Below are 21,245 nucleotides of genomic sequence, written 5' to 3'. Positions count from 1 at the left end.
TTTCGCGTGAAGACAGCAATCACTGAATTGTTCGGCATCCAGCATCCGATCATCCAGGGCGGCATGCATTATGTCGGCTTCGCCGAGATGGCGGCGGCGGTGTCCAACGCCGGCGGCCTCGGCATCATCACCGGCCTAACCCAGAAAACGCCCGAGCTTCTCGCCAGGGAGATCGCGCGCTGCCACGACATGACGGACAAGCCGTTCGGCGTGAACCTGACCTTCCTGCCGACACTGTCGGATCCGCCTTATCCGGAATATATCGCCGCGATCCGCGAAGGCGGCATCAAGGCGGTCGAGACTGCGGGCCGCAGCCCGGAAGCCTACATGCCGGCGCTGAAGGCGGCCGGCATCAAGGTGATCCACAAATGCACTTCGGTACGGCATTCGCTCAAGGCCGAGAAGATCGGCTGCGACGCTGTCAGTGTCGACGGTTTCGAATGCGGCGGTCATCCCGGCGAGGACGACATCCCGAATATGATCCTGCTGCCGCGGGCGGCGGATGAGCTGAAGATCCCGTTCGTCGCCTCCGGCGGCATGGCGGATGGACGCAGCCTCGTCGGTGCGCTCGCGATGGGCGCTTCCGGCATGAACATGGGCACGCGCTTTGTCGCCACCAAGGAAGCCCCAGTTCATGAAAACGTGAAGCAGGCGCTGGTCAAGGCGACCGAGCTCGACACGGTCCTGGTGATGCGCGCGCTCCGCAACACCGAGCGCGTGCTGAAGAACAAGGGCGTCAGCGAATTGCTCGAGATCGAGCGCGAGAAGGGCGAAAGCCTGAAGATCGACGACATCCTCGACCAGGTGGCCGGCGTCTATCCGAAGGTGATGGTCCATGGGGAGATGGATGCCGGGGCCTGGAGCTGCGGCATGGTGGTCGGGCTGATCCACGACATCCCGACAGTCAAGGAATTGATCGATCGCATCATGGCGGAGGCGGAAGCGATCATCCGCCAGCGGTTGACCGGCTTCCTTGACGGCAAGGTCGAGACGCACCGGGCGCGTGCGGTCGCCTGACGAAGGACGAGATACGAGCACAAGACCGGGGTGGCTGACGGCGTCGCGATGCTGACGCCGCAGCGACGCGGAGAAAAGAACACCAGGGAGGAAGAGCATGCCTGTCGTAGGTAGCCATCAATACCCCACTATGGAATCCGTGATCTACGGCAAGCCCGCGGCAGAGGCGCTGCGGGAGGAGGCCGAGCGCCTGGGTGCCAAGCGCGTCTATCTGATCGCGAGCCGCACCATCAACACCACGACCGACGAGATCGAGAAGATCCGGACGGCGCTCGGTGCACGCCATGCCGCGACCTTTGACGGGGTGCCGCAGCACACGACCCGGGACGTGGTCACGCAGATCGCCCGGCAGGCCAAGGACGCTAAGGCCGACCTGGTCGTTGCAATCGGCGGCGGCTCGGTGGTCGATGCGGCAAAGATCGTGCTGATGTGCATGGAGCACGAGATCTTTGAGCCGATGGGGCTCGATGGGTTCGAGACCACGCCGGACCGCCGCTTCGGGCCATTCCGGACCCCGAAAGTGCGCATGATCGCCATCCCGAGCACGCTCTCCGGCGGCGAATACAATTCGGCTGCGCTGATTACCGACACCAGCCGCAAGCTGAAGCAGATTTTCAATCATCCGATGATGATGCCGCGGAGCATCATCCTCGATCCGGCGATCACGAAATACACTCCCGAGAAACTGTGGCTGGGATCCGGCACTCGGGCGATGGATCACGGTATTGAGGCGATCTGCTCCAGCCGTCCCAATGTGCTCGTCGACGCCGTGTGCCAGCAGGGCTTGCGCTATCTGCACGACGGACTCCGGCGCACCAGGGACAATCCGAAAGACGAGGCGGCGCGGCTGAACTGCCAGTTGGGGTCCTGGATGTCGGCCTTCGGGTTGCAGTCGCGCGTTCCGATGGGGGCCAGCCATGCCATCGGCCATGTCCTCGGTGGGACCTGCGACGTGCCGCATTATTTCTGCACGGCAGTGATGATGCCGAGCGTGCTGCGCTATAATCTGCCGGCCACGCAAGTGGCTCAGAAATCGATCGCCGCCGCACTCGGCGCACCGGAGCGTGATGCCGGTGAAGCTTTTGCAGCCTTTATCGCGGAGCTCGGTCTGCCGCGGCGGCTCGCTGACGTCGGCGTGGCCCAGGACCGTTTCGAGTTGATCGGCAAGAACGCCATGCTCTCGATCTTCACGCGGGCCAATCCGCAGCCGATCCGCGAGCCCGGCGACATCGTCAAGATACTCAAGCTGGCCGCCTGAAGAAGCGCCAGTTTTCCGTCATGGCCGACCGCACGGAAGGCCGCGCGCGAAAGCAACATTGGAGGAATACGCGATGTTTAGAGGCATGCGACTGGCCTGTGCACTCCTGATTGCGACAACCGCGCCCTGCTGGGCAGCCGATCCGGTCGGTGTCACCGCGACAAGCATCAAGATTGGCGGCATCTTTCCACTCAGCGGGCCTGCTTCCTCGATCGGCCAGGTCGGGCATGGCGTGCTGGCGTATATGCGATCGGTCAACGATCGCGGCGGCATCAGTGGACGCAAGATCGACTATCTGATGCTGGATGACGCCTACAGCCCGCCGAAATCGGTGGAGCATGCACGGAAACTCGTCGAAGGCGACGAAGTCGCGTTCATGTTCAGCCAGCTCGGTACCGCAGGCAACACTGCCGTGGCAAAATATCTTGCTGCCAAGCGCGTGCCGACGATCGCAATCGTCACAGGCGCGAGCAAGTTCACCAGTGTCAAGGACTATCCGCTGACCACCACCGGCCTCGTCAGCTATGACACCGAAGGAAAGATCTACGCCAAATATCTGACGCGCGCGTTGCCTTCGGCGAAATACGCCATTCTCTACCAGAATGACGATCTCGGCCGCGACTACGTCAACGCGTTCAAGGCCGTTCTCGGCCCTGATTTCGACAAGCGCGTAGTCACCGCCAGCTACGAAGTCACCGAGCCGACGATCGACTCGCAAGTCGTAGCGCTGAAGAGCTCGGGTGCGCAGGCGCTGTTCATCGCCGGCACGCCCAAGTTCGCCGCGCAGGCGATCCGCCGCGCCGCCGAGACGGCGTGGAAGCCAACGATCCTGATCAATTTCCCGTCGTCGTCGATCGCCGGAACGATCAAACCGGCGGGGCTGGAGAATTCCGTCGGCGTCATCGTCGGCACCTTCAACAAGGATCCAAACGACGAGAGCTGGAAGGACGACGAGGCCATCAAGGCCTATCGTGCCTTCTTCGATCGGTATCTGGCAGGCTCCGATATCACCAATACGAGCTATCTGACCGGCTATCAGCAGGGCATGCTGCTGGAACAGATCCTCAAGCAATGCGGCGACGACCTTTCGCGCGAGAACGTCATTAGGCAAGCGAAGTCGCTGAAGAACTTCACACTGTCGACCGCATTGCCCGGCATCCGGATCAACACCAGCGAGGCCAACAACATGGTTTGGACGCAACTGCAGCTTCAGCGCTGGACCGGAAGCCGGTGGGAGCCGTTCGGCGGGATTCTTGACGCAAGCTCGGAGTAGCCCATCCGCCGCGTGGCTTCTCGGCCTCGAGGCGAGGACCGACGAGGGCGGACGATCAGGAGGAAGCCATCATGGCTGACTTGCGGATATTCTCCTACTTGCCAAACCCCCGGGTCTGGAAGGCGACCATCGCAGCGCGGTTCTGCGGTGTGGAGGTCGAGGTCAGGGGAGCTCCGCCCAAGGAGCTGCGGGACTGGTTGTGGGACTACGACGCCCATCCTTTGGCGGAGCATGAACGCGCCTCGCTATCTTCGCTGGCGCGAACCGGTCGAGTCGGGCTGACCGGTTCGCAACTCTTCAAGACCGATGCGTTCATGGCAGCGCAGCCGTTCGGCAACGTGCCCGCCGCTTTCGGGCCTGATGGGACAATCGGGATCTTCGAATCGAACAGCATCATGCGGGCGGTGGCACGGCTCGGCGCGGCGAAGTTCGCGCTCTACGGGCGTGATGCCTATGAAGCGTCCAGGATCGACAGCTTTCTCGATGTCAGCCTGGTCTTCGCCAGGGATTCGCAGATTTACCTCCTGGCGCTGTCGAGCGACACGGTCGATGCCGCCGTCCACGCGCGAGCAAGGGAGGCGTTTGCGGTCTATGCGTCGGGAATCGAACAGGCGCTGTCGCCGCAGCGCGCGGCGCTGGTGGGCGGAGGACTATCGCTTGCCGACATCTGCTTTGCCGCAGAGCTTGCGCTGTTCATGAATGAGCATGCGCGGGCCGACCAATTGCACAAGCTCGGGCTCGACAGGATCCTGCATCCTGCGGTGCAGGATGAGTATCCGCGGGCCTTTGCCCACTTCGCCCGTCTCGTCGAGCACGAGCATTTTCGGCCCGATCTCAACCCGTATGTCGAAAAGCTGTTGGCGAAGGCTGGCAACTGAGCTGCCGGCCGAACGTGGAGGACTAATCGCATGACCGCGCCTGTCTGCCTGATATCCGGTGTCGGCCCCGGCACAGGTTCCGCTCTCGCAAGGCGGTTTGCCGAGAGCGGCTATCGCGTCGCTCTGCTCGCCAGGAACGAGGAACGTCTCGCCGCCCTGGAGAAGGAACTGCCGGGCGCTAAAGGATTCCGCTGCGATGTTTCCGATCCCGACCAAGTCGAAGCGGTCGGAGCCGCCGTGGAGCGTGATCTCGGCCATCCCACGGTCGTCATCCACAACGCCGTCGGCGGTGCGTTCGGCACCTTTCGGGAGATCGATCCGGCGATCCTCAACCGCAACTTCCAGGTCAACACCATGGGGCTGCTGTATCTGGCGAGGCGATTTGCCCCAGCGATGGTGACGGCTGGCCAGGGCGCCATCGTGGCCACCGGCAACACGTCGGCATTGCGGGGCAAAGCCGGCTTTGCAGGTTTCGCGCCGACCAAGGCGGCGCAGCGAATTCTGGCCGAAGCGATGGCACGTGATCTCGGACCGCAGGGCGTTCACGTCGCCTATGTCGTCGTCGATGCCGTGATTGATCTCGAGTGGACGCGGAAGCGCTGGCCGGACCGACCAGACGATTTCTTCATCAAGCCGCGCGCCATCGCGGATGAGATCTGGCACGTCGTCCACCAGGACCGCAGCGCGTGGTCGTTCAATGTTGAATTGCGACCGTTCGGAGAGAGCTGGTAGTCGAGAAGCGCTTCGTTGTCGGCAGGGTGTGGCAGATTAGTGCTTCAGAAGCGGCGAAAATTTCGTTTGTGAATCTGGCGAGAATGATCGCAGCTCCCTGATGGCAAACTCCCTCGACCAGGCCGGAATAGCGTCATGAAGATGCGAAGAGCAGCTGTTACCCACACACGCTAGCTCAGATGGCGGCGCCAATCTCTTCTCTTCGATCAACCTCAGCGCCGTCTCAACGTTCCCGCTCGCGGCCGCCTTTCGCCGAAGCCAATCTCATGCGCCGTGCAGGATTAAAGCTGATTGTGCCCACAGAGCCAGCCAAGCGGGGAGGGACCTCCGGGACAAGAGGATCCCTAAGAAGGACCGCGGTCCAATCGCCTCGGCGCTCGCGCAGGCGAAGCACAAGAAGAAAAAGAAGTAGCCGGCTGGAGGTGAGCAGATGGCTCTTTCTGAAGGTGAGATCGCAACAGTCAAAGGTATGTTGGTGCGAGGCGATCGTCAGCACGACATCGCAGCCTACTTCAGCGTGAATGGCGGTCGCATCGCCGAGATTAGCACCGGCCAAGTCGGAGGTGGGATCGTTGCGGCCTGCCTCCTGCTGGACCTTACATGGCAGGTCGCTCGGCCCTTCGCGCGCGCGGTACTCTGACCGCGCTGCGCGAATTGATCGATGACGCATTCGAGACATCGATCTGTACGAGCGCCAATAGCGAAACTAAGAGGTCCCCAATCGGCAGATCGGGGACTTCCCGACCAGGCAAACTCTTTGGGGGTATTGCTCGAACGTCTGTCGGACATTCCTCAACCCCTTCAGACCCTTCGTAACAAAAACCGATTCAGCCCGGGGAGCCAAATCTTTCAGACATTTCAATGATTTGTGTCCGTCTCCTCACGCGGCGCACGATCTGCTTTCCCTGATTTTCGAACGTTGCACCCGTGGTCCGGCGCGGAATAGCGGTCAAACAGATGTGTTTGCGTCGGCGTCGTCTCGCCATTGGGACGACTCAATTCACGTCGAGCGTGGATTTGCCGGACATTTGCGGAGCTGATTCCCATGCCAGAGATCCAGGTCGACCGTTCGGATATCGCCCCCTCGATTCTGCCGGCCGGCATTCCCGAGCTCAGCGACGATCAATGCCTCGCTTGTCTCGCGCGCGCAGTCGAGGCGCCGGATTCGGCTAGGCTGGACGAGGTCGCTGCCCTCATCGGCCGCCTGGCGGTCGCCATCGAATAGGGCTGGTCGGGCCCCCATCAGGAGGGTTGCGGAGCGCGGTGCGCCACCGCCAACGGCCATGTTGCGTTTTGACCGAGCATGCTCCAAAGATGCCGCGATTTTTCTCCGCGGCATCGTCCGCATTGCAGGGTCCGCAAATGTCCGGTTTTTCGACCGCGCGCCAAAAAATGGTCGATGGCCAGGTGCGCACCAATGACGTCACCGACCGTCGTGTTCTCGATGCCATGCTCACGGTGCCGCGCGAAGCCTTTGTGCCGGCCGGCAGGCAGGCGCTGGCTTACCTCGATCTCGATCTCGACGTGAGCGAAGGCACCGCCAAGCGGTTTTTGATCAAGCCGGCGCTGACCGGCAAGCTGCTCCAGGCCGCCGAAATCGGCGAGGGTGACAACGTGCTGGTCGTCGGCTGCGCCACCGGCTATCTCGCCGCACTGGCCGCCAAGCTGGCGCGGCAGGTCACGGCGACGGAGTGCGATTCGGCTTTGGCCGCCAAGGCCGGGGACGCCTTCATCGCCCAGGCGCTGCCCAATGTCGCCTGCAAGGCGGCGGCCTGTACCGACGGGGATCCCGCTGCCGCGCCCTATGATGTGATTGTCCTCAACGGGGCGGCCGAAGTGCTGCCGGAAGCTCTGCTCGGACAGCTGAAGGAGGGGGGGCGCCTGGTGGGGGTGTCGGCCGAATCGAGGCCGCCGCGTGCCGTAATTGTGACCCGTACTCACGGCGAATTCGGCCATCGGGCGCTGTTCGACGCCGCCGCCCCGGTCCTTCCCGGGCTGGAGCGCGTGGCCGCCTTTGTCTTCTGACGGCCCCAAAGCCGCCCCAAATCCCGTTCTGAATCAGAAGTGTGGCCGGGATGCTGCACGTGAAGAGTTTCCACTGAGAACTACCCTCGGGTAGTTCCGTCGCGGCTGGCCGCGTCCTATGTTGCGGCGGGGCAACGACTCCACTGATACGGTAACCCAGCTCGCGGGCACGAGTCGGGCGTTAGAATGAACGGAATTTCACGGATGCATGGGGTGAAGCTCTTCACCGGAGCTGCGGTTTCGGTCCTGCTGCTGGCGCTTGCCGGGCCGACGCCTGCCTTGGCGGATACGATCGATGGCGCGCTGGTGCGCGCCTATCAGAACAATCCGCAGCTCAACGCGCAGCGTGCCCAGGTGCGCTCGACCGACGAAAACGTGCCGCAGGCCTTGTCTGGCTATCGTCCTCGGGTGTCGATGACCGCGAGCGGTGGCTATCAATATCAGGATCTGCAGAGCGGCGTCGGCACCAACTCAATCCACGGAACCACCTTACCTCGCAGCGCTGGAATTACCGCTTCGCAGACACTCTACAATGGCAATCAGACCGCCAACCGAACGCGGGCGGCGGAGAGCCAGGTGTCCGGTGCTCGCGAAGCGCTGCGCAGCCTCGATCAAAGTGTGCTGCTCCAGGCTGCGACGACCTACATGGACTATCTGCGCGATGCGGCCACGCTTGAAGTCCAGCGCAGCAACGTGCGCGTGCTCGAGCAGACGTTGAAGCAAACCCGCGATCGCTTCAACGTCGGCGAAGTGACCCGCACAGACGTTGCGCAATCGGAAGCACAGCTGGCCGCCGGCAGGACGCAGGCCCTTACCGCGGAAGCAAATCTCACCACCACGCGCGCAAACTTCCGCCGCATCATCGGTAACGAGCCGGCAAATCTTGCACCCGGATCACCTGTCGATCGTTTCCTCCCCTCAACGCTTGCCGCAGCGATCGAGCTTGGCCTGATCGAGCATCCCAACGTCACGGCTGCGATGTTCGGCATCGACGTCAATTACCTGCAGGTCAAGGTCGCCGAAGGTGCGTTGCTGCCCACGATGACGATCCAGGCATCGGCCACACAGGCCAACGAACAGTCCTTGATTTCGTTGCGCTCGTTCAACGCATCCGCGATCGCGCAGCTCTCGGTGCCGATCTATCAGGGCGGCAGTGAATACGCGCTGATCCGCCAGTCCAAGGAAAACCTGGCGCAGCAGCGACTCAACCTCGAAACGACCCGCGACCAGACCCGTGCGACGGTTGTGCAATGGTGGGGCTCGCTGCAGGCCACCAAGGCCCAGGTCCAGTCGGCCCAGGCGCAGGTGGCGGCATCCGAGATCGCCCTGAACGGCGTACGTGAGGAGGCCAAGGCCGGCCAGCGCACCACGCTGGACGTGCTCAACGCGCAGCAGGCGCTGGTGAATGCGCGCGTTGCGTTGGTGACCGCGCAGCACGATCGCGTCGTTGCATCCTATAACGTCCTCGCTGCGGTCGGGCGTCTCTCGCCGCAAGTCCTCGGCCTTGCGACCACGGTCTACGACCCCAGCGTTCACTACCATCAGGTCCGCGACAGCTGGGCCGGCGTGCGCACGCCTGACGGGCGCTGATTCCCGTAATCATCCGGTCGATCTCGCCAACAGCCGAGGTCGACCGGTGCTTTGCTTGCAATCATCAAAATCCCTGACATAGCCTTGCCAGGATGATGCGGGTCGATTCGCCCCGCGTTGATCTCGTGTGCGTAATGCTTCGGTGCCGGGGGCAGGGCACGCCGCTGCACGTTGAGCCGTGATCTGGGGACAAGTCGGGCTGCGGCGACGAAAATGACGGGCCTGTCGTTGCGGAACCGGCCAATCCTGCCGTGCTTGGTGTAAAACAACGCATGCGAGGGCGTTGATGATGTGGAGTCGGAGATGACGCAGCCTGCAAAGGTCACAGAACCCTCCATGGAGGAGATTCTGGCCTCGATCCGGCGCATCATTGCCGACGATGAGGCAAAGCCCCCGCCAGCGGAGGCCGCCAAGCCCGAGAAGGCTGCCGCTCCCGCCGCGTCGGCGAAGCCGCAGGCGATGAACGACATTCCGCCATCCAAGGTCGCTCCACCCAAACCCGCTGCCGAGAAGCCTGCGGCACCGCCGCCGGCCGCAAAGCCGGCGCCGCCACCGGCGCCCGCGGCGGACGCATCCAACAGCCAGGACGATATCGACGCGTTGCTGGCGGGTCTCGATGCGGCCACACCTGCGCCCGAGGTCCGCGCGCCCGAGCCGGAGCCCGAGCCCGAGCCGGACGTGCTCGAGCTGACCGACGACATGGCGATGGACCCGACGCCGCCTCCGCCGCCGCCAAGCTTCCGCAAGGTCGAACCGCGCGACGATCTCGAATTCGCCGAACCGCCGCGGCCCGCTCCGCCGCCGTCCTACGCGCCGGTGGACTTCGACGCGCCGCCGCTGCCCCCGCAGCAGCCGATCCTCGCGCAATCGACGGTCTCCGCGGTCGAATCCGCCTTCAACTCCCTGGCCCATACGGTGCTCAGCAGCAACGCGCGGACGCTGGAGGACCTGGTCAAGGAGATGCTGCGGCCGATGCTGAAGTCCTGGCTCGACGACAACCTGCCGGGCCTCGTTGAACGCATCGTGAAGGCCGAAATCGAGCGGGTCTCGCGCGGCGGCCGCTGAGGGCGGCCGACGGGCCCTCATAAAGCCCGGCTTGGATGTCATATCCGGGCCCGGACCGGGGCGGGAAGCGCCGTTGCCGCCTCGCTTTTCCCTGACCTTTTCGTTGACTTGGCCCCCTCCCGCGGCTTTCTAGCAGCCCCATGATCGAGAAAAATTACCAGCCCGCCGATATCGAAACCCGCATGTCCGTGGTGTGGGAGGACAGCCTTGCGTTCAAGGCTGGCCGGCCCGACCGCCGTGATGCCGTGCCCTTCACCATCGTGATCCCGCCGCCGAACGTGACGGGCTCGCTGCACATGGGCCACGCCCTCAACAACACGCTGCAGGACATCCTGTGCCGGTTCGAGCGCATGCGCGGCCGCGACGTGCTGTGGCAGCCCGGCACCGACCATGCCGGCATCGCCACCCAGATGGTGGTCGAGCGGCAGCTGATGGAGCGTCAGCAGCCCGGCCGCCGCGAGATGGGCCGCGAGAAGTTTCTGGAGCGGGTCTGGCAGTGGAAGGCCGAGAGCGGCGACACCATCATCAACCAGCTCAAGCGGCTCGGTGCGTCCTGCGACTGGTCGCGCGAGCGCTTCACCATGGACGAGGGGCTGTCGAAGGCCGTCATCAAGGTGTTCGTCGAACTGCACCGCGAGGGCCTGATCTACAAGGACAAGCGGCTGGTGAATTGGGACACCAAGCTGCTCACTGCGATTTCGGATCTCGAGGTGCAGCAGACCGAGGTCAAGGGCAGCCTCTGGTATCTGCGCTACCCGATCGAGGGCAAGACCTTCAGCCCCGAAGATCCTTCGAGCTTCATCGTCGTCGCCACCACGCGCCCCGAGACCATGCTCGGCGATACCGGCGTGGCCGTGCATCCGGAGGATGAGCGCTATCAGAAGCTGATCGGCAAGAACGTCGTCCTGCCGCTGGTCGGCCGCAAGATCCAGATCGTCGCCGACGAGTATTCCGATCCTGAGAAGGGCTCTGGCGCCGTGAAGGTGACGCCGGCGCACGACTTCAACGATTTCGAGGTGGGCAATCGCCACGGCCTGCGTCGCATCAGCGTGCTCGACAGGGAAGGCTGCCTCGATCTCCTCGACAACGAGGACTATCTGCGCGACCTGCCCGAAGGCGCCGCGCAATTCGCCGAGGAGTTCCACAAGGTCGACCGCTTCGCCGCGCGCAAGCGCATCGTCGAGCGGCTGGAATCGTTCGGCTTCGTCGAGCGGATCGAGCCCCACACCCACATGGTGCCGCACGGCGATCGCTCTGGCAGCGTGATCGAGCCCTACCTGACCGACCAGTGGTACGTCGACGCCAAGACGCTGGCGAGACCTGCGATCGCCGCGGTGCGTTCGGGCGAAACGACGTTCGTGCCGAAGAATTGGGAAAAGACCTATTTCGACTGGATGGAGAACATCCAGCCCTGGTGCATCTCGCGCCAGCTCTGGTGGGGCCACCAGATCCCGGCTTGGTACGGGCCGGACGGCAAGGTGTTCGTCGCCGAGACCGAGGAGGAGGCCGCCAGCCACGCGCTCGGCTATTACGTCGAGCAGGAGGTCATCACGGCCGAGCAGGGCCGCGAGATGGCGCTCGACCGCAACAAGCGCGAAGGCTTCATCACCCGCGACGAGGACGTGCTCGACACCTGGTTCTCCTCGGCGCTGTGGCCGTTCTCGACGCTCGGCTGGCCCGACGACACGCCCGAGGTGCAGCGCTACTACCCGACCAATGCGCTGGTGACCGGCTTCGACATCATCTTCTTCTGGGTCGCCCGCATGATGATGATGGGCCTGCACTTCATGAAGGAGGTGCCGTTCTCGACCGTCTACATCCACGCCCTCGTCCGCGACGAGAAGGGCGCCAAGATGTCGAAGTCGAAGGGCAACGTCATCGATCCCCTCCACCTGATCGACGAATACGGCGCGGACGCGCTGCGCTTCACGCTGGCGGCGATGGCAGCGCAGGGCCGCGACATCAAGCTCGCCACCAGCCGCGTCGAAGGCTACCGCAATTTCGCGACCAAGCTCTGGAACGCGTGCCGCTTCGCGGAGATGAACCACTGCGCCGTGCCGGAAGGCTTCGAGCCGGCGAAGGCAAAGGAGACGCTGAACCGCTGGATCGCGCATGAAACCGCCCACACCACGCGCGAGGTGACCGAGGCGATCGAGGCCTATCGCTTCAACGATGCCGCCGGCAGCATCTACCGCTTCGTCTGGAACGTCTATTGCGACTGGTATGTCGAACTCGCCAAGCCCGTGCTGCTCGGTCCGGACAGCCCTGCCAAGGACGAGACCCGCGCCATGGTCGCCTGGGCGCGCGACGAGATTCTGAAGCTGCTGCATCCCTTCATGCCCTTCATCACCGAAGAGCTGTGGGAGGTCACGGCCAAGCGCGACGGCCTGCTCGCGCTGGCACCGTGGCCGCTGAGGCCGGTCGAGCCGACGCCGGAGCAGCTCGCGATGCTCGCGGTGACCACGGGACCGACCGATGCGCTCGTCTCGCCGGCCTGGGTGCTGCCGATCTTCGATCATGCCGATTTCACCGATCCGGCTGCCGAGGCGGAGATCGGCTGGGTCATCGACCTCGTCACGCAGATCCGCTCGGTGCGCGCCGAGATGAACATCGCGCCGGCAACGCTGACGGCGCTGGTGCTCGCCGGTGCCTCCGCCGAGACGAAGGAGCGCGCGCCGCGCTGGACCGATGTCATCAAGCGCATGGCGCGGCTGTCGGACATCTCGTTCGCCGACCGCGCGCCTGACGGGGCGGTCCAGCTGCTGGTGCGCGGTGAAGTCGCCGCGCTGCCGCTCAAGGGCGTGATCGACGTCGCCGCCGAGCGCGCGCGTCTCGACAAGGAGATCGCCAAGGCCGAGGCCGACATCAAGCGTGCCGAGTCCAAGCTGGCCAACGAAAAGTTCGTCGCCAACGCGGCCGAGGAGGTCGTCGAGGAGGAGCGCGAAAAGCGCGAGTCGGCGCTGGCTCGCAAGGCCAAGCTGCTGGAGGCGCTGGAGCGGCTGAAGCAGGCGTCTTAGGGCTACTTCGGAAACGGCTTGCTCAGAAACTTCGAGCCCCTGACGCCGTAGCGCCAGGGCAGCTCGACCGCCTTGGTGATGCCGATGCGGATGCCGGTTGCGACCTCCATCTCCTCCGTCCGCGCATGCAGCGAGATCGGCGGCCGATCCAGCGGCAGGGCGTTGTGCGCGATGGTGATGCCGAGTGCCTCGGTCAGCTTGCCCGGGCCCGAGCACAGCGCATGCACGTCCTGCAGGTGCCGGCGTCGGCGCATCGCAGCCAGGCCATGGGTCGGCTCCAGCGCACGGATCAGCACGGCGCTGGCCGAGCCTTCCTCCTCGCAGACGAAGTTCACGCACCAATGGATGCCGTAGGAGCGGTAGACATAGGCAAAGCCGGGCGGGCCAAACATGACCCGGTTCCGCGGCGTCGCCCCGCGGTAGGAGTGCGCGGCCGGGTCGGTATGATGATAGGCCTCGACCTCGACGATGATGCCGCCGACACCGTCGACCAGCATGGTGGCACCGATCAGGTCGGGTGCGACCTCGTGCACGCTGCGTCCGAAGAAGGCGCGCTTCAGGGGCTTGCCGAGCCGCGGTGGAGAAGTCTTCGAGATTGGAGCCATTCGAGGTGAGAATCGCCTGAGAACAGAGCAGGATATTGCCCATATCTGCCATGTTCCCTGAAGCGGGGCGAGCCGGGTTGCGATGCCGGGCCAGACCGACTAGGTAGGACCTGAACAGACCGGACACCCCATGGTCGTTATTGTCGATACCATCGCGAACCCGCTGCGCCCACGCCACCCCGAAAAGGTGAATCGCCCGGATTCCGCTTCGCCGCCGAAGCCGGACTGGATCCGCGTGCGCGCGCCCAACACCCGCGGCTACGCCGACACCCGCAACATCGTGCGCTCGAACGGCCTGCATACGGTGTGCGAGGAGGCGGGCTGCCCGAATATCGGCGAGTGCTGGGACAAAAAGCACGCGACCTTCATGATCATGGGTGACACCTGCACCCGGGCCTGCGCTTTCTGCAACGTCAAGACCGGCCTGCCGAACGCACTGGATGCGGCCGAGCCGCAGAACGTCGCCGAGGCCGTGGCCAAGCTCGGCCTCGCCCACGTCGTCATCACGTCGGTCGACCGTGACGACCTCGCTGATGGCGGCGCCGAGCATTTCGCAGAGACCATCCGCGCCATCAGGGCCGCGTGTCCCTCGACGACGATCGAGATCCTGACGCCCGACTTCCTGCGCAAGGAGGGGGCACTCGAAATCGTTGTTGCGGCGAAGCCTGACGTGTTCAACCACAATCTCGAGACCGTGCCGTCGCGCTATCTCACGGTGCGGCCCGGCGCGCGCTATTTCCACTCGATCCGGCTGCTGCAGCGGGTCAAGGAGCTCGATCCCACCATCTTCACCAAGTCCGGCATCATGGTCGGCCTCGGCGAGGAGCGCCACGAGGTGCAGCAGGTGATGGACGATCTGCGTTCGGCCGACGTCGATTTCCTGACCATCGGGCAATATTTGCAACCGACCCGCAAGCATCACGCGGTGATGCGCTACGTGCCGCCGGACGAGTTCTCGTCCTACGAAAAGATCGCCTACACCAAGGGCTTCCTGATGGTGTCGGCGAGCCCGCTCACCCGCTCGTCGCATCATGCCGGCGAGGATTTCGCGAGACTGAAGGCTGCGCGGGCAGCTCACGCCAGCTGACGTACCATGCATCGAGTTTCGAGCAAGCACCGTGTCCACCACAGCGCGTCCGAGATGTTCGATCTGGTCGCCGATGTCGAGCGCTACCCGGAATTCGTGCCGCTGTGCAGCGCGCTGAAGGTGCGCCAGCGCATGGCGAAGCCCGACGGCACCGAGGTGCTGGTCGCCGACATGACGGTGTCGTTCAAGCTGGTCAAGGAATCCTTCACCAGCCGCGTGACGCTCGACCGCGCCAATCTGAAAATCCTCGTCGAATACCTGCAAGGTCCGTTCAGGAATCTGGAAAATCGTTGGACGTTCGAGCCCAAGGGAGAGGGCGTCTGCGACGTCGGCTTCTTCCTCGCCTACGAATTCAAGAGCCGCATGCTGGCGATGCTGATGGGCTCGATGTTCGATGCCGCCTTTGCGCGGTTCTCGACGGCGTTCGAGAAACGGGCGGACGCGATCTACGGTCGGCCGAAGGTGGCATCGACGTAGGTAACTCTCATGTCCCGGACGCGCTGCAACGCCCTTAGCGTTGCTGCGCAGAGCCGGGACCCATAGCGACAGACTCCTCACTCGATAGATGGGCCCCGGCTCTGCAGCGCACCGCTGAAGGGGCGCTGCGCTGCGTCCGGGGCACGAGGCCTTCCTCAATCCACCGCCTTCACCACATCCGGCGGCTGCGAGGCGTAATACGCCGCCGCCTGCTCGATATCCTGCGGCGTCATCGCGCGCGCGATGTTGCGCATCTGCTGGCTGATGTCGTTGCGGCGCTCGCCTGACGCGAAGGCCTGAAGCTGCGCCTTCATGTACGTCTCCGATTGTCCTTCGAGCCACGGGCTACCGGTCTTGTTGTCGAGGCTGCCATGGCAGGAGCCGCAGGGCGCGATCCCGCGCATCGGCGCGCCATAGATGACGATGTTGGGCTTCGGCAGTTGCGGCGTCGGATGATAGGCCGGCAGCCGCGGCAGATAGGCATAATAGTGAGAGAGATCGGCGATCTCCTGGTCGGTCAGATTGACCGCAAACGGCGACATCACGGCATTGGTGCGCGCGCCCGAGCGGAAGTCGTGCAGCTGCTTGTAGATGACCGCGGCATACTGGCCCGCAAGGTTGGGGGAGTCCGCGCGACTGATGCCGGTAGGGCCGTGGCAGATGGCGCAACGCTGTGCCAGCGTCGCGCCGCGGCCAATCGCCTCCTGGCTCGGCCGTGAGAGCGTATTGGAGGTGAGCACGACCGCGGACAGACGCTTGGTCTGCTCGGGCGCCGTGACGGTTGCCGCGCGCTGTGGCAGGCCGGCGGCACTACAGATCGCATCCCAGACATTGGCGAACTGGACCCAGGGCTGCGCGAACGGCAGCACGATGAAGCCGCCGATCGCGGTCACGATGAGGATCGCGGCGGTGACGCCGACAGCCGTCGTAAAATGCGGGTTACGGAGGCTAAAGAGGTCGCGCGCGCTCATCACTGCGCTCCCACATAGACGGCCGGCACCGAGGTGCCTTCGTTCAGCGCCAGCGTCAGGATCGGGTAGCCGTAATTGGTGAGGGTGAGCGCGATCATCAGCCCGACCCACAGGGCGTAGGTGTTGAGCGCGACCGGCACGGTCGCCGGCTGGTGCACGGCCAGCGCAAACCGATAGGGCCCGGCGTCAGCCTGCGGCGTGCGCATGCCGCGCGCGAGAATGACCAGGAACACAACCCCCGAGGTCAACAGGATGAAGCCGCCGATCGCCGAAAGGGTGACGGAGAGCGCCTGCGGCGCGATCGCTGGATCGGCGAAGTCGAAATAGGCCATGCGGCGCGGCATGCCCAGAATGCCGACCCAGTGCCACGGGAAGGTGGTGACCATCATGCCGACGAACCACAGCCAGAGCTGGGTCCGGATCAGGCGGAGGTCGATCAGCTCGCGGCCGGTCAGATGCGGCCACAGATCATAGGCGATCGCGAAATACATGATCACGATGGCGCCGCCGAAGATCAGGTGGAAATGGCCGGTGATCCACTGCGTATTGTGGATGGACGCATCGAGCTGATAGCTCATGTTGATCAGGCCGCCGGCGCCGCCGAAGCCGAGCATGACGAACGAGAAGGCCAGCGCCAGCATCATCGGATTGTCCCAGGGCAGGGCCCTGATCCAGCCGAACAGGCCGCGCCCGCCGCCGCGCAGCCGCGCAGCGATCTCGACCGAGGCGCAGATCGTGAACACGGTCAGCAGCGTCGGCAGCGCGACCAACGCGGTGAAGGCCGAATGGATGAACTTGAAGCCGGCGCCGACCTGCGGATCGGCAAAGGTATGGTGCATGCCGATCGGCATCGCGACCACCAGGAACAGGATGAAGGAGATCCGCGCCATGGTGTCGGAATAGACCCGCCCGCCGATCGCGCGCGGCACGATGGTGTAATAGGCGATGTAGGTCGGCATCAGCCAGAAATAGACGATGGCATGCAGCGTCCAGGAGAAGAACACACGGGCGAGGCCGGCGTCGATCGTGCTCTTCAGCCCCGCCGCGACCGGAATGATCTGGAGCAGCAGCTCGAGCGCGGCGCCGACAGCGGTCCAGGCCCACAAATACGAGCCGGCGACATTGGCGAACATGGCGAGCGGCACCGGTGCGCCGGGATTCGCCTTGCGCCAGACGCGCAGATTGACCGACATCAGCGCAACCCAGATCCACGAGCCGACCACGACCAGCACGACGCCGAGATAGTAGAACACGTTGCCGATCAGCGGCGGATAGAAGGTATAGAGTACCGAGGCGCGGCCGAGCGCGATCGGGATCACCGCCATGACGCTGCCGGCGACGATCAGCCAGAATCCGGTCCAGGCCCAGCGCACGCCGACCAGGCGCTGCTCCAGCGCGGACTCGCTGATCGCGTAGCCAAAACCCATCGCGACGAGCGTCGGGAAAACGTAGCCCATCACCGTGCCATGCGCGGTCAGCGAGCGGTAGTACAGTTCGGGATTGGACAGCCAGGTGCCGATCGGGCTGCGGATGAACATCTGCCAGGCGCCGAGCGCGAGGGCGATGCCGAACACCGCAAAAGCGAGCCAGAAATGGGCGAGGATGAGCTTCCTATTGGCCAACACAGCTCAGCCTCCCGCCACCCTTCGCACGACCGGCGAATTCGGCCTTGTCGATCACCTTGACCTTGCCCCACATGCCTTCGTGGCCAAAGCTGCAAAACTCCTGGCAGGGCATCAGATAATCGCCGGTCTTCGTGAAACGCATGAGCTGTTCGGAGATGTAGCCCGGCACCAGCATGGCGTTGACGTTGGTGCCCTGGATCAGGATGCCGTGCACGACGTCGGCGCTGGTGGCGCGCAGCGTGATCGGCGTGTCCGCAGGCACCAGGATGCAGGCCGGTGTGAAGGAATATTGCTGGCCGATCGCGCGCACGGTCACATTGCCGTTCGCCTCGAGCACACTGCCGAGATTGCTCTCGACGAATTCGCCTGAGAGATGCAGCCGGGATGGATCGGTCGTTTCGACGCGCGGCTGCGGCATGGTCGCGCGATGGATGCCGGCGAATGCCGCGAGCAGCGCCATCATCACGATGATGATCACGGCAATGGTCGCCCAGCGCCGCTCGACGCGGGCCGCGACCTCGGCGCTGGCGCTGGCGTGAGTGTCCTGGGCGCTCATTGCAGCGGTCCGCGCGGCAGGAAGACGAACAGGTAGAAGGCAAACCACATTGCGACGACGCAGGCCGTGGCGATGCCGGCAAGCACGATCGCCCCGGACGGGCCTTGGGCGACGACGTCGTCGACCGCCTGGTCGGCGGCGGCTGGGCTGGTCGGCGGGTCGGAATTGATCATGACGGATCTCTGGGTCTCAGTTCAGCGGTGCGGAGCGCAGCTCGTTGGCCTCGCGCGCCGAGACCGGCGTGCCGCGATTGCCCCAGGCGGTGCGGATGTAGGAGACGACGGCAGCGATCTCGTTATCGGACAGGAGCCCCGCAAACGGCGGCATGCCGTAGGGCATCGGGTTGCCCTTGGTGCCCGGCGGATAGCCGCCATTGAGTACCATGCGGATCGGATTGACCGCCGACTGCATCTCGATCGACTGGTTGTTGGCGAGCGGCGGCCAGTGCGGCGGCTTGCCTTCGCCCTGAACGCCGTGACAGCTCGCGCAGTGCTTGTCGTAAACGGTCTTGCCGAGGCTGATCAAGAGGCTGCTCTCGCTGGTCGGCAGCGTCGAGCTTGCCGGCGGCGACGGCGAGGGCTCCGCAATGCTCTTGAGGTACACCGCCATGGCGCGCGTGTCCTCGTCGCTGAGATATTGCAGGCTGTTGTGCACGACCTCGGCCATCGGGCCGTAAACGACGCCGCGCATGGAGACGCCGGTCTGGAGCAGGTCGGTAATGTCCTTGATGCTCCAGTCGCCGAGCCCCGCTTCGCGGTTTGAGGTGAGGGACGGCGCGTACCAATTCTGCATCGGGATCAGGCCGCCCTTGAAGGCGTCCGATTGCGAGGTGCCGCCGAGCGCGTTGATCGGCGAATGGCACATGCCGCAATGGCCGAGGCCCTCGACGAGGTAGGCGCCGCGATTCCATTCCGCCGATTTCTTCGGATCCGGCTTGAACTCGCCCTCGGTGAAGAACAACGTGCGCCAGCCGAGGATGAGCTGGCGATTGTCGTAGGGGAAGCGCAGCTCGTGCGGCTTGTTCTTCTGGTTCACAGGCTGAATCGAGCGCAGATAGGCGTAGATCGCGTCGCTGTCGGCGCGCGTGACCTTGGTGTAGGAGGCGAACGGCATCGCTGGATAGATCAGCCCGCCGTCCGGGAAGCGGCCGCTGTGCATGGTCTTGTAGAAATCGTCGGCGCTCCATTTGCCGATCCCCGTGTCGGGATCCGGCGTGATGTTGGAGGTGTAAAGCGTGCCGAACGGGGTCGGCATAGGCCGGCCGCCGGCGAACAGGCGTCCCTCGGGTGCAGTGTGGCACGCCGTGCAATCGCCGGCGCGGGCGAGATATTCGCCGCGCGCGACGACATCGCTGCTCTTGTCCTGCGCGTGCGCAATTGTCGTGAGCGCGACGATGGCAAAGAGCGTGATCGACAGTTTCGAGACCATCATCCGCCTCGTCAGTTGGGCTGGCTGCCGCAGCCGAAGGGCAGGGCGTAGGTGCCTCTCGGGAGGGGGGCCGGGTTGGCGGGCGCAGGCCGCGTCGCGAGCCAGGCGGCCACGGCCGTCACGTCGGCCTCGGTGAGATGACCGGCGACGAGCTGCATGCAGTCCGGCGACTTGGCCGTACGGGTGCCGTAACGCCAGGCGCCGAGCTGTGCGCTGATATAGGCGGCGCGCAAGCCCAACAGGCCGGGGATGCCTGGCTGCATGCCGGTCAGGTCGGGGCCGTGGCAGCTCACGCATGCCGGAATGTTGCGATTGGCATCGCCGCTGGTGGCGAGCTGTTCGCCCTGTGCGAGGACGTCCTTGCTGACCTCGCTCGGCGCCGGCTGCGGCAGTGGCGGATGCTCGTTGGCAAAATACTCCGCCATTGCCTGCAGATACGGATCGGGCAGAAACTCCAGGAGATAGTTCATCGGTGGATATTTGCGCCGGCCGCTGCGGAAGGCGAGAAGCTGGTTGTAGAGATAGCCGGCCGGCTTGCCCGCGAGGCGCGGGAAATAGACGTCGCTGGTGCCTTCGCCCTTGTTGCCGTGACAGGGCGTGCACGCCTCCACCCGCGCTGCCATCGTGTCCGGCGGCTGGTTGGCCATTTGCGCGGACGCACCATCAATGGCGGCCAAAGTGATGATCACGGCGGCCGAGGCCGCGACGCGAGCGAACAATTGCGTCGCCCTCCACGATGCTGGTCCGGTTGATTCCGGAGCACAACCTAAGTCGGCATTATTGCGCCAATATTTTTCCGTGCAAGATCGGACACCAGCGATCAGGTTTAGTCGCGCCGTTCGCATGGGCATTCCGATCGGAATCGACGAATTTGCATGCTTTCTGAAAACGGAACATAACGCTGCAGCCTCGCGACAGTTCCTGCCCGAGCTTTGCGTTGTCATGACGCCCTCAAATGTCAGAAGGCGCAGGGAAGACCGGGTGCCGGCCGGGCACCCACGGTCCACTGTGCGAAGGTTGCGCTACAAGAGGCTGCACAGCGGCATACAGGTGAAGCCCAACAACCGGCCTTCCCTGCGCAGTGGTTTGACGGCTTATGCCGAGTTCTCCCCGGGGAGCGATGCACTATTGCCCCCGTCGCCTTGCAGATAACTGACGCGCGCGTCCGGTTGGACCGCCACATCACCGCAAGACTTGGCGCACAGACCCCGGGCGCCAGGACGACACGGTTTTGCCGTACGCAAATCACACCGGTCGTGTGCGCGACGGTTTTCGCTCACGGTTGCCCGCCCTGCGAACCCTTCGCGCCGATGTGACATGCGTCCACCGCAGCTCACCCCGCGTTCGTGACGATCGCGATACGCCCCTCTGACAAGGGATGAGGTGCGACGAGAATGCGACAAAGCCGAAATTCTGTAAAGGCGAATATTTTCGCGAGGGTGGATTGACCGCTCGCTTGAGTGTTTTGCCCGTCGGGCAACACAAGATCTCGTAGGGTGGATGTGCCGAAGGCGCAATCCACCATGTCTGCCGCCGCGGGGACAGACGAGGTGGATTGCGCCGACCAGATGCGCGTGGCGCATCTGGTCGGCTAATCCACCCTACCAAGAGTTTCCTCCCGTGTTCCGCCTCAGCCGTCGC

Annotated in this window: 19 protein-coding genes; 12 read left to right on the top strand and 7 right to left on the bottom strand. The window is 64.3% G+C overall.

Annotation, left to right across the window (positions count from 1 at the left end; translation table 11 throughout):
* The first annotated feature begins 6 nt into the window (after window positions 1–6).
* The 10 genes from XI05_RS18025 to XI05_RS17980 all read left to right on the top strand — a co-directional run bounded on the left by XI05_RS18025 (window position 7) and on the right by XI05_RS17980 (window position 12,855).
* Window positions 7–1,017 (top strand): NAD(P)H-dependent flavin oxidoreductase, encoded by a 1,011-nt coding sequence (locus XI05_RS18025; RefSeq protein WP_271504051.1) that lies wholly within the window; start codon window positions 7–9, stop codon window positions 1,015–1,017.
* A gap of 97 nt (window positions 1,018–1,114) precedes the next feature.
* Window positions 1,115–2,275, top strand: a complete 1,161-nt coding sequence (locus XI05_RS18020; RefSeq protein ID WP_271504050.1) for an iron-containing alcohol dehydrogenase — start codon at window positions 1,115–1,117, stop codon at window positions 2,273–2,275.
* 73 nt (window positions 2,276–2,348) lie between these two features.
* A complete protein-coding gene (locus XI05_RS18015) occupies window positions 2,349–3,548 on the top strand; it encodes an ABC transporter substrate-binding protein (RefSeq protein ID WP_271504049.1) in 1,200 nt (399 codons plus the stop codon).
* Window positions 3,549–3,697: 149 nt separating this feature from the next.
* Window positions 3,698–4,426 carry a glutathione binding-like protein gene (locus XI05_RS18010; protein ID WP_271504048.1) on the top strand — a complete coding sequence of 243 codons (729 nt, stop codon included), beginning with the start codon at window positions 3,698–3,700 and terminating at the stop codon, window positions 4,424–4,426.
* Between the two features lie 30 nt (window positions 4,427–4,456).
* On the top strand, window positions 4,457–5,158 hold the full coding sequence (locus tag XI05_RS18005; protein WP_271504047.1) for an SDR family NAD(P)-dependent oxidoreductase: 702 nt from the start codon (window positions 4,457–4,459) through the stop codon (window positions 5,156–5,158).
* Window positions 5,159–6,203: 1,045 nt separating this feature from the next.
* Window positions 6,204–6,383, top strand: coding sequence for a hypothetical protein (locus XI05_RS18000; protein ID WP_172789085.1), 180 nt, complete (start codon window positions 6,204–6,206; stop codon window positions 6,381–6,383).
* Window positions 6,384–6,520: 137 nt separating this feature from the next.
* Window positions 6,521–7,183, top strand: a complete 663-nt coding sequence (locus XI05_RS17995) for a protein-L-isoaspartate O-methyltransferase family protein (protein WP_271504046.1) — start codon at window positions 6,521–6,523, stop codon at window positions 7,181–7,183.
* A gap of 204 nt (window positions 7,184–7,387) precedes the next feature.
* Entirely contained in the window at window positions 7,388–8,773 is a 1,386-nt protein-coding gene (locus tag XI05_RS17990) for a TolC family outer membrane protein (RefSeq protein WP_260379132.1), read from the top strand.
* Window positions 8,774–9,076: 303 nt separating this feature from the next.
* The gene (locus XI05_RS17985) at window positions 9,077–9,838 is read left to right on the top strand and encodes a PopZ family protein (protein ID WP_271504045.1); all 762 of its coding nucleotides are present in this window, start codon (window positions 9,077–9,079) and stop codon (window positions 9,836–9,838) included.
* A gap of 140 nt (window positions 9,839–9,978) precedes the next feature.
* Window positions 9,979–12,855 (top strand): valine--tRNA ligase, encoded by a 2,877-nt coding sequence (locus XI05_RS17980; RefSeq protein ID WP_271504044.1) that lies wholly within the window; start codon window positions 9,979–9,981, stop codon window positions 12,853–12,855.
* Between the two features lie 2 nt (window positions 12,856–12,857).
* On the opposite strand, the gene XI05_RS17975 is transcribed toward XI05_RS17980, so the two are convergent.
* Window positions 12,858–13,460 (bottom strand): DNA-3-methyladenine glycosylase, encoded by a 603-nt coding sequence (locus XI05_RS17975; protein WP_271504042.1) that lies wholly within the window; start codon window positions 13,458–13,460, stop codon window positions 12,858–12,860.
* A 130-nt stretch (window positions 13,461–13,590) separates the two neighbouring features.
* Between XI05_RS17975 and lipA the strand changes: the two genes are divergently transcribed.
* Both lipA and XI05_RS17965 read left to right on the top strand, forming a co-directional pair.
* Complete coding sequence (gene lipA / locus XI05_RS17970) at window positions 13,591–14,547, top strand: lipoyl synthase (protein ID WP_271504040.1); 957 nt, start codon at window positions 13,591–13,593, stop codon at window positions 14,545–14,547.
* Between the two features lie 6 nt (window positions 14,548–14,553).
* On the top strand, window positions 14,554–15,024 hold the full coding sequence (locus XI05_RS17965; RefSeq protein ID WP_271504037.1) for a type II toxin-antitoxin system RatA family toxin: 471 nt from the start codon (window positions 14,554–14,556) through the stop codon (window positions 15,022–15,024).
* A 155-nt stretch (window positions 15,025–15,179) separates the two neighbouring features.
* Here the strand turns inward: XI05_RS17965 and XI05_RS17960 are convergent, their stop codons facing one another.
* From XI05_RS17960 to XI05_RS17935, 6 genes are read right to left on the bottom strand one after another with little or no spacing between them, the layout of a single operon-like run.
* Window positions 15,180–15,995, bottom strand: coding sequence for a c-type cytochrome (locus XI05_RS17960; protein WP_271504035.1), 816 nt, complete (start codon window positions 15,993–15,995; stop codon window positions 15,180–15,182).
* Window positions 15,995–17,620 (bottom strand): b(o/a)3-type cytochrome-c oxidase subunit 1, encoded by a 1,626-nt coding sequence (locus tag XI05_RS17955; protein WP_271504033.1) that lies wholly within the window; start codon window positions 17,618–17,620, stop codon window positions 15,995–15,997. The genes XI05_RS17960 and XI05_RS17955 overlap by 1 nt, the downstream gene beginning before the upstream one ends.
* Window positions 17,607–18,176, bottom strand: a complete 570-nt coding sequence (locus XI05_RS17950; protein WP_172789076.1) for a cytochrome C oxidase subunit II — start codon at window positions 18,174–18,176, stop codon at window positions 17,607–17,609. Before XI05_RS17950 ends, XI05_RS17955 begins: the two co-directional genes overlap by 14 nt.
* Window positions 18,173–18,349: a hypothetical protein gene (locus XI05_RS17945; protein WP_271504031.1), complete on the bottom strand. Its 177-nt coding sequence runs from the start codon at window positions 18,347–18,349 to the stop codon at window positions 18,173–18,175. The genes XI05_RS17950 and XI05_RS17945 overlap by 4 nt, the downstream gene beginning before the upstream one ends.
* A 16-nt stretch (window positions 18,350–18,365) precedes the next feature.
* Window positions 18,366–19,607: a cytochrome c gene (locus tag XI05_RS17940; protein WP_271504029.1), complete on the bottom strand. Its 1,242-nt coding sequence runs from the start codon at window positions 19,605–19,607 to the stop codon at window positions 18,366–18,368.
* A gap of 8 nt (window positions 19,608–19,615) precedes the next feature.
* Window positions 19,616–20,323 (bottom strand): c-type cytochrome, encoded by a 708-nt coding sequence (locus XI05_RS17935; protein ID WP_271504027.1) that lies wholly within the window; start codon window positions 20,321–20,323, stop codon window positions 19,616–19,618.
* Between the last annotated feature and the right edge of the window lie 922 nt (window positions 20,324–21,245).

This window comes from Bradyrhizobium sp. CCBAU 11357 (assembly GCF_028128865.1).
GTDB lineage: Bacteria > Pseudomonadota > Alphaproteobacteria > Rhizobiales > Xanthobacteraceae > Bradyrhizobium.
Note: the sequence above shows the minus strand (reverse complement) of the source record. Positions and strands in the feature narration are given on the sequence as shown.

Coding starts and splice junctions, on each gene's coding strand:
- XI05_RS17950 (WP_172789076.1), bottom strand. CDS start 18,176: ATGAGCGCCCAGGACACTCACGCCAGCGCCAGCGCCGAGGTCGCGGCC.
- XI05_RS17945 (WP_271504031.1), bottom strand. CDS start 18,349: ATGATCAATTCCGACCCGCCGACCAGCCCAGCCGCCGCCGACCAGGCG.
- lipA (WP_271504040.1), top strand. CDS start 13,591: ATGGTCGTTATTGTCGATACCATCGCGAACCCGCTGCGCCCACGCCAC.
- XI05_RS17960 (WP_271504035.1), bottom strand. CDS start 15,995: ATGAGCGCGCGCGACCTCTTTAGCCTCCGTAACCCGCATTTTACGACG.
- XI05_RS18005 (WP_271504047.1), top strand. CDS start 4,457: ATGACCGCGCCTGTCTGCCTGATATCCGGTGTCGGCCCCGGCACAGGT.
- XI05_RS18015 (WP_271504049.1), top strand. CDS start 2,349: ATGTTTAGAGGCATGCGACTGGCCTGTGCACTCCTGATTGCGACAACC.
- XI05_RS18000 (WP_172789085.1), top strand. CDS start 6,204: ATGCCAGAGATCCAGGTCGACCGTTCGGATATCGCCCCCTCGATTCTG.
- XI05_RS18020 (WP_271504050.1), top strand. CDS start 1,115: ATGCCTGTCGTAGGTAGCCATCAATACCCCACTATGGAATCCGTGATC.
- XI05_RS17985 (WP_271504045.1), top strand. CDS start 9,077: ATGACGCAGCCTGCAAAGGTCACAGAACCCTCCATGGAGGAGATTCTG.
- XI05_RS17995 (WP_271504046.1), top strand. CDS start 6,521: ATGTCCGGTTTTTCGACCGCGCGCCAAAAAATGGTCGATGGCCAGGTG.
- XI05_RS17975 (WP_271504042.1), bottom strand. CDS start 13,460: ATGGCTCCAATCTCGAAGACTTCTCCACCGCGGCTCGGCAAGCCCCTG.
- XI05_RS17980 (WP_271504044.1), top strand. CDS start 9,979: ATGATCGAGAAAAATTACCAGCCCGCCGATATCGAAACCCGCATGTCC.
- XI05_RS17990 (WP_260379132.1), top strand. CDS start 7,388: ATGCATGGGGTGAAGCTCTTCACCGGAGCTGCGGTTTCGGTCCTGCTG.
- XI05_RS17940 (WP_271504029.1), bottom strand. CDS start 19,607: ATGATGGTCTCGAAACTGTCGATCACGCTCTTTGCCATCGTCGCGCTC.
- XI05_RS17965 (WP_271504037.1), top strand. CDS start 14,554: ATGCATCGAGTTTCGAGCAAGCACCGTGTCCACCACAGCGCGTCCGAG.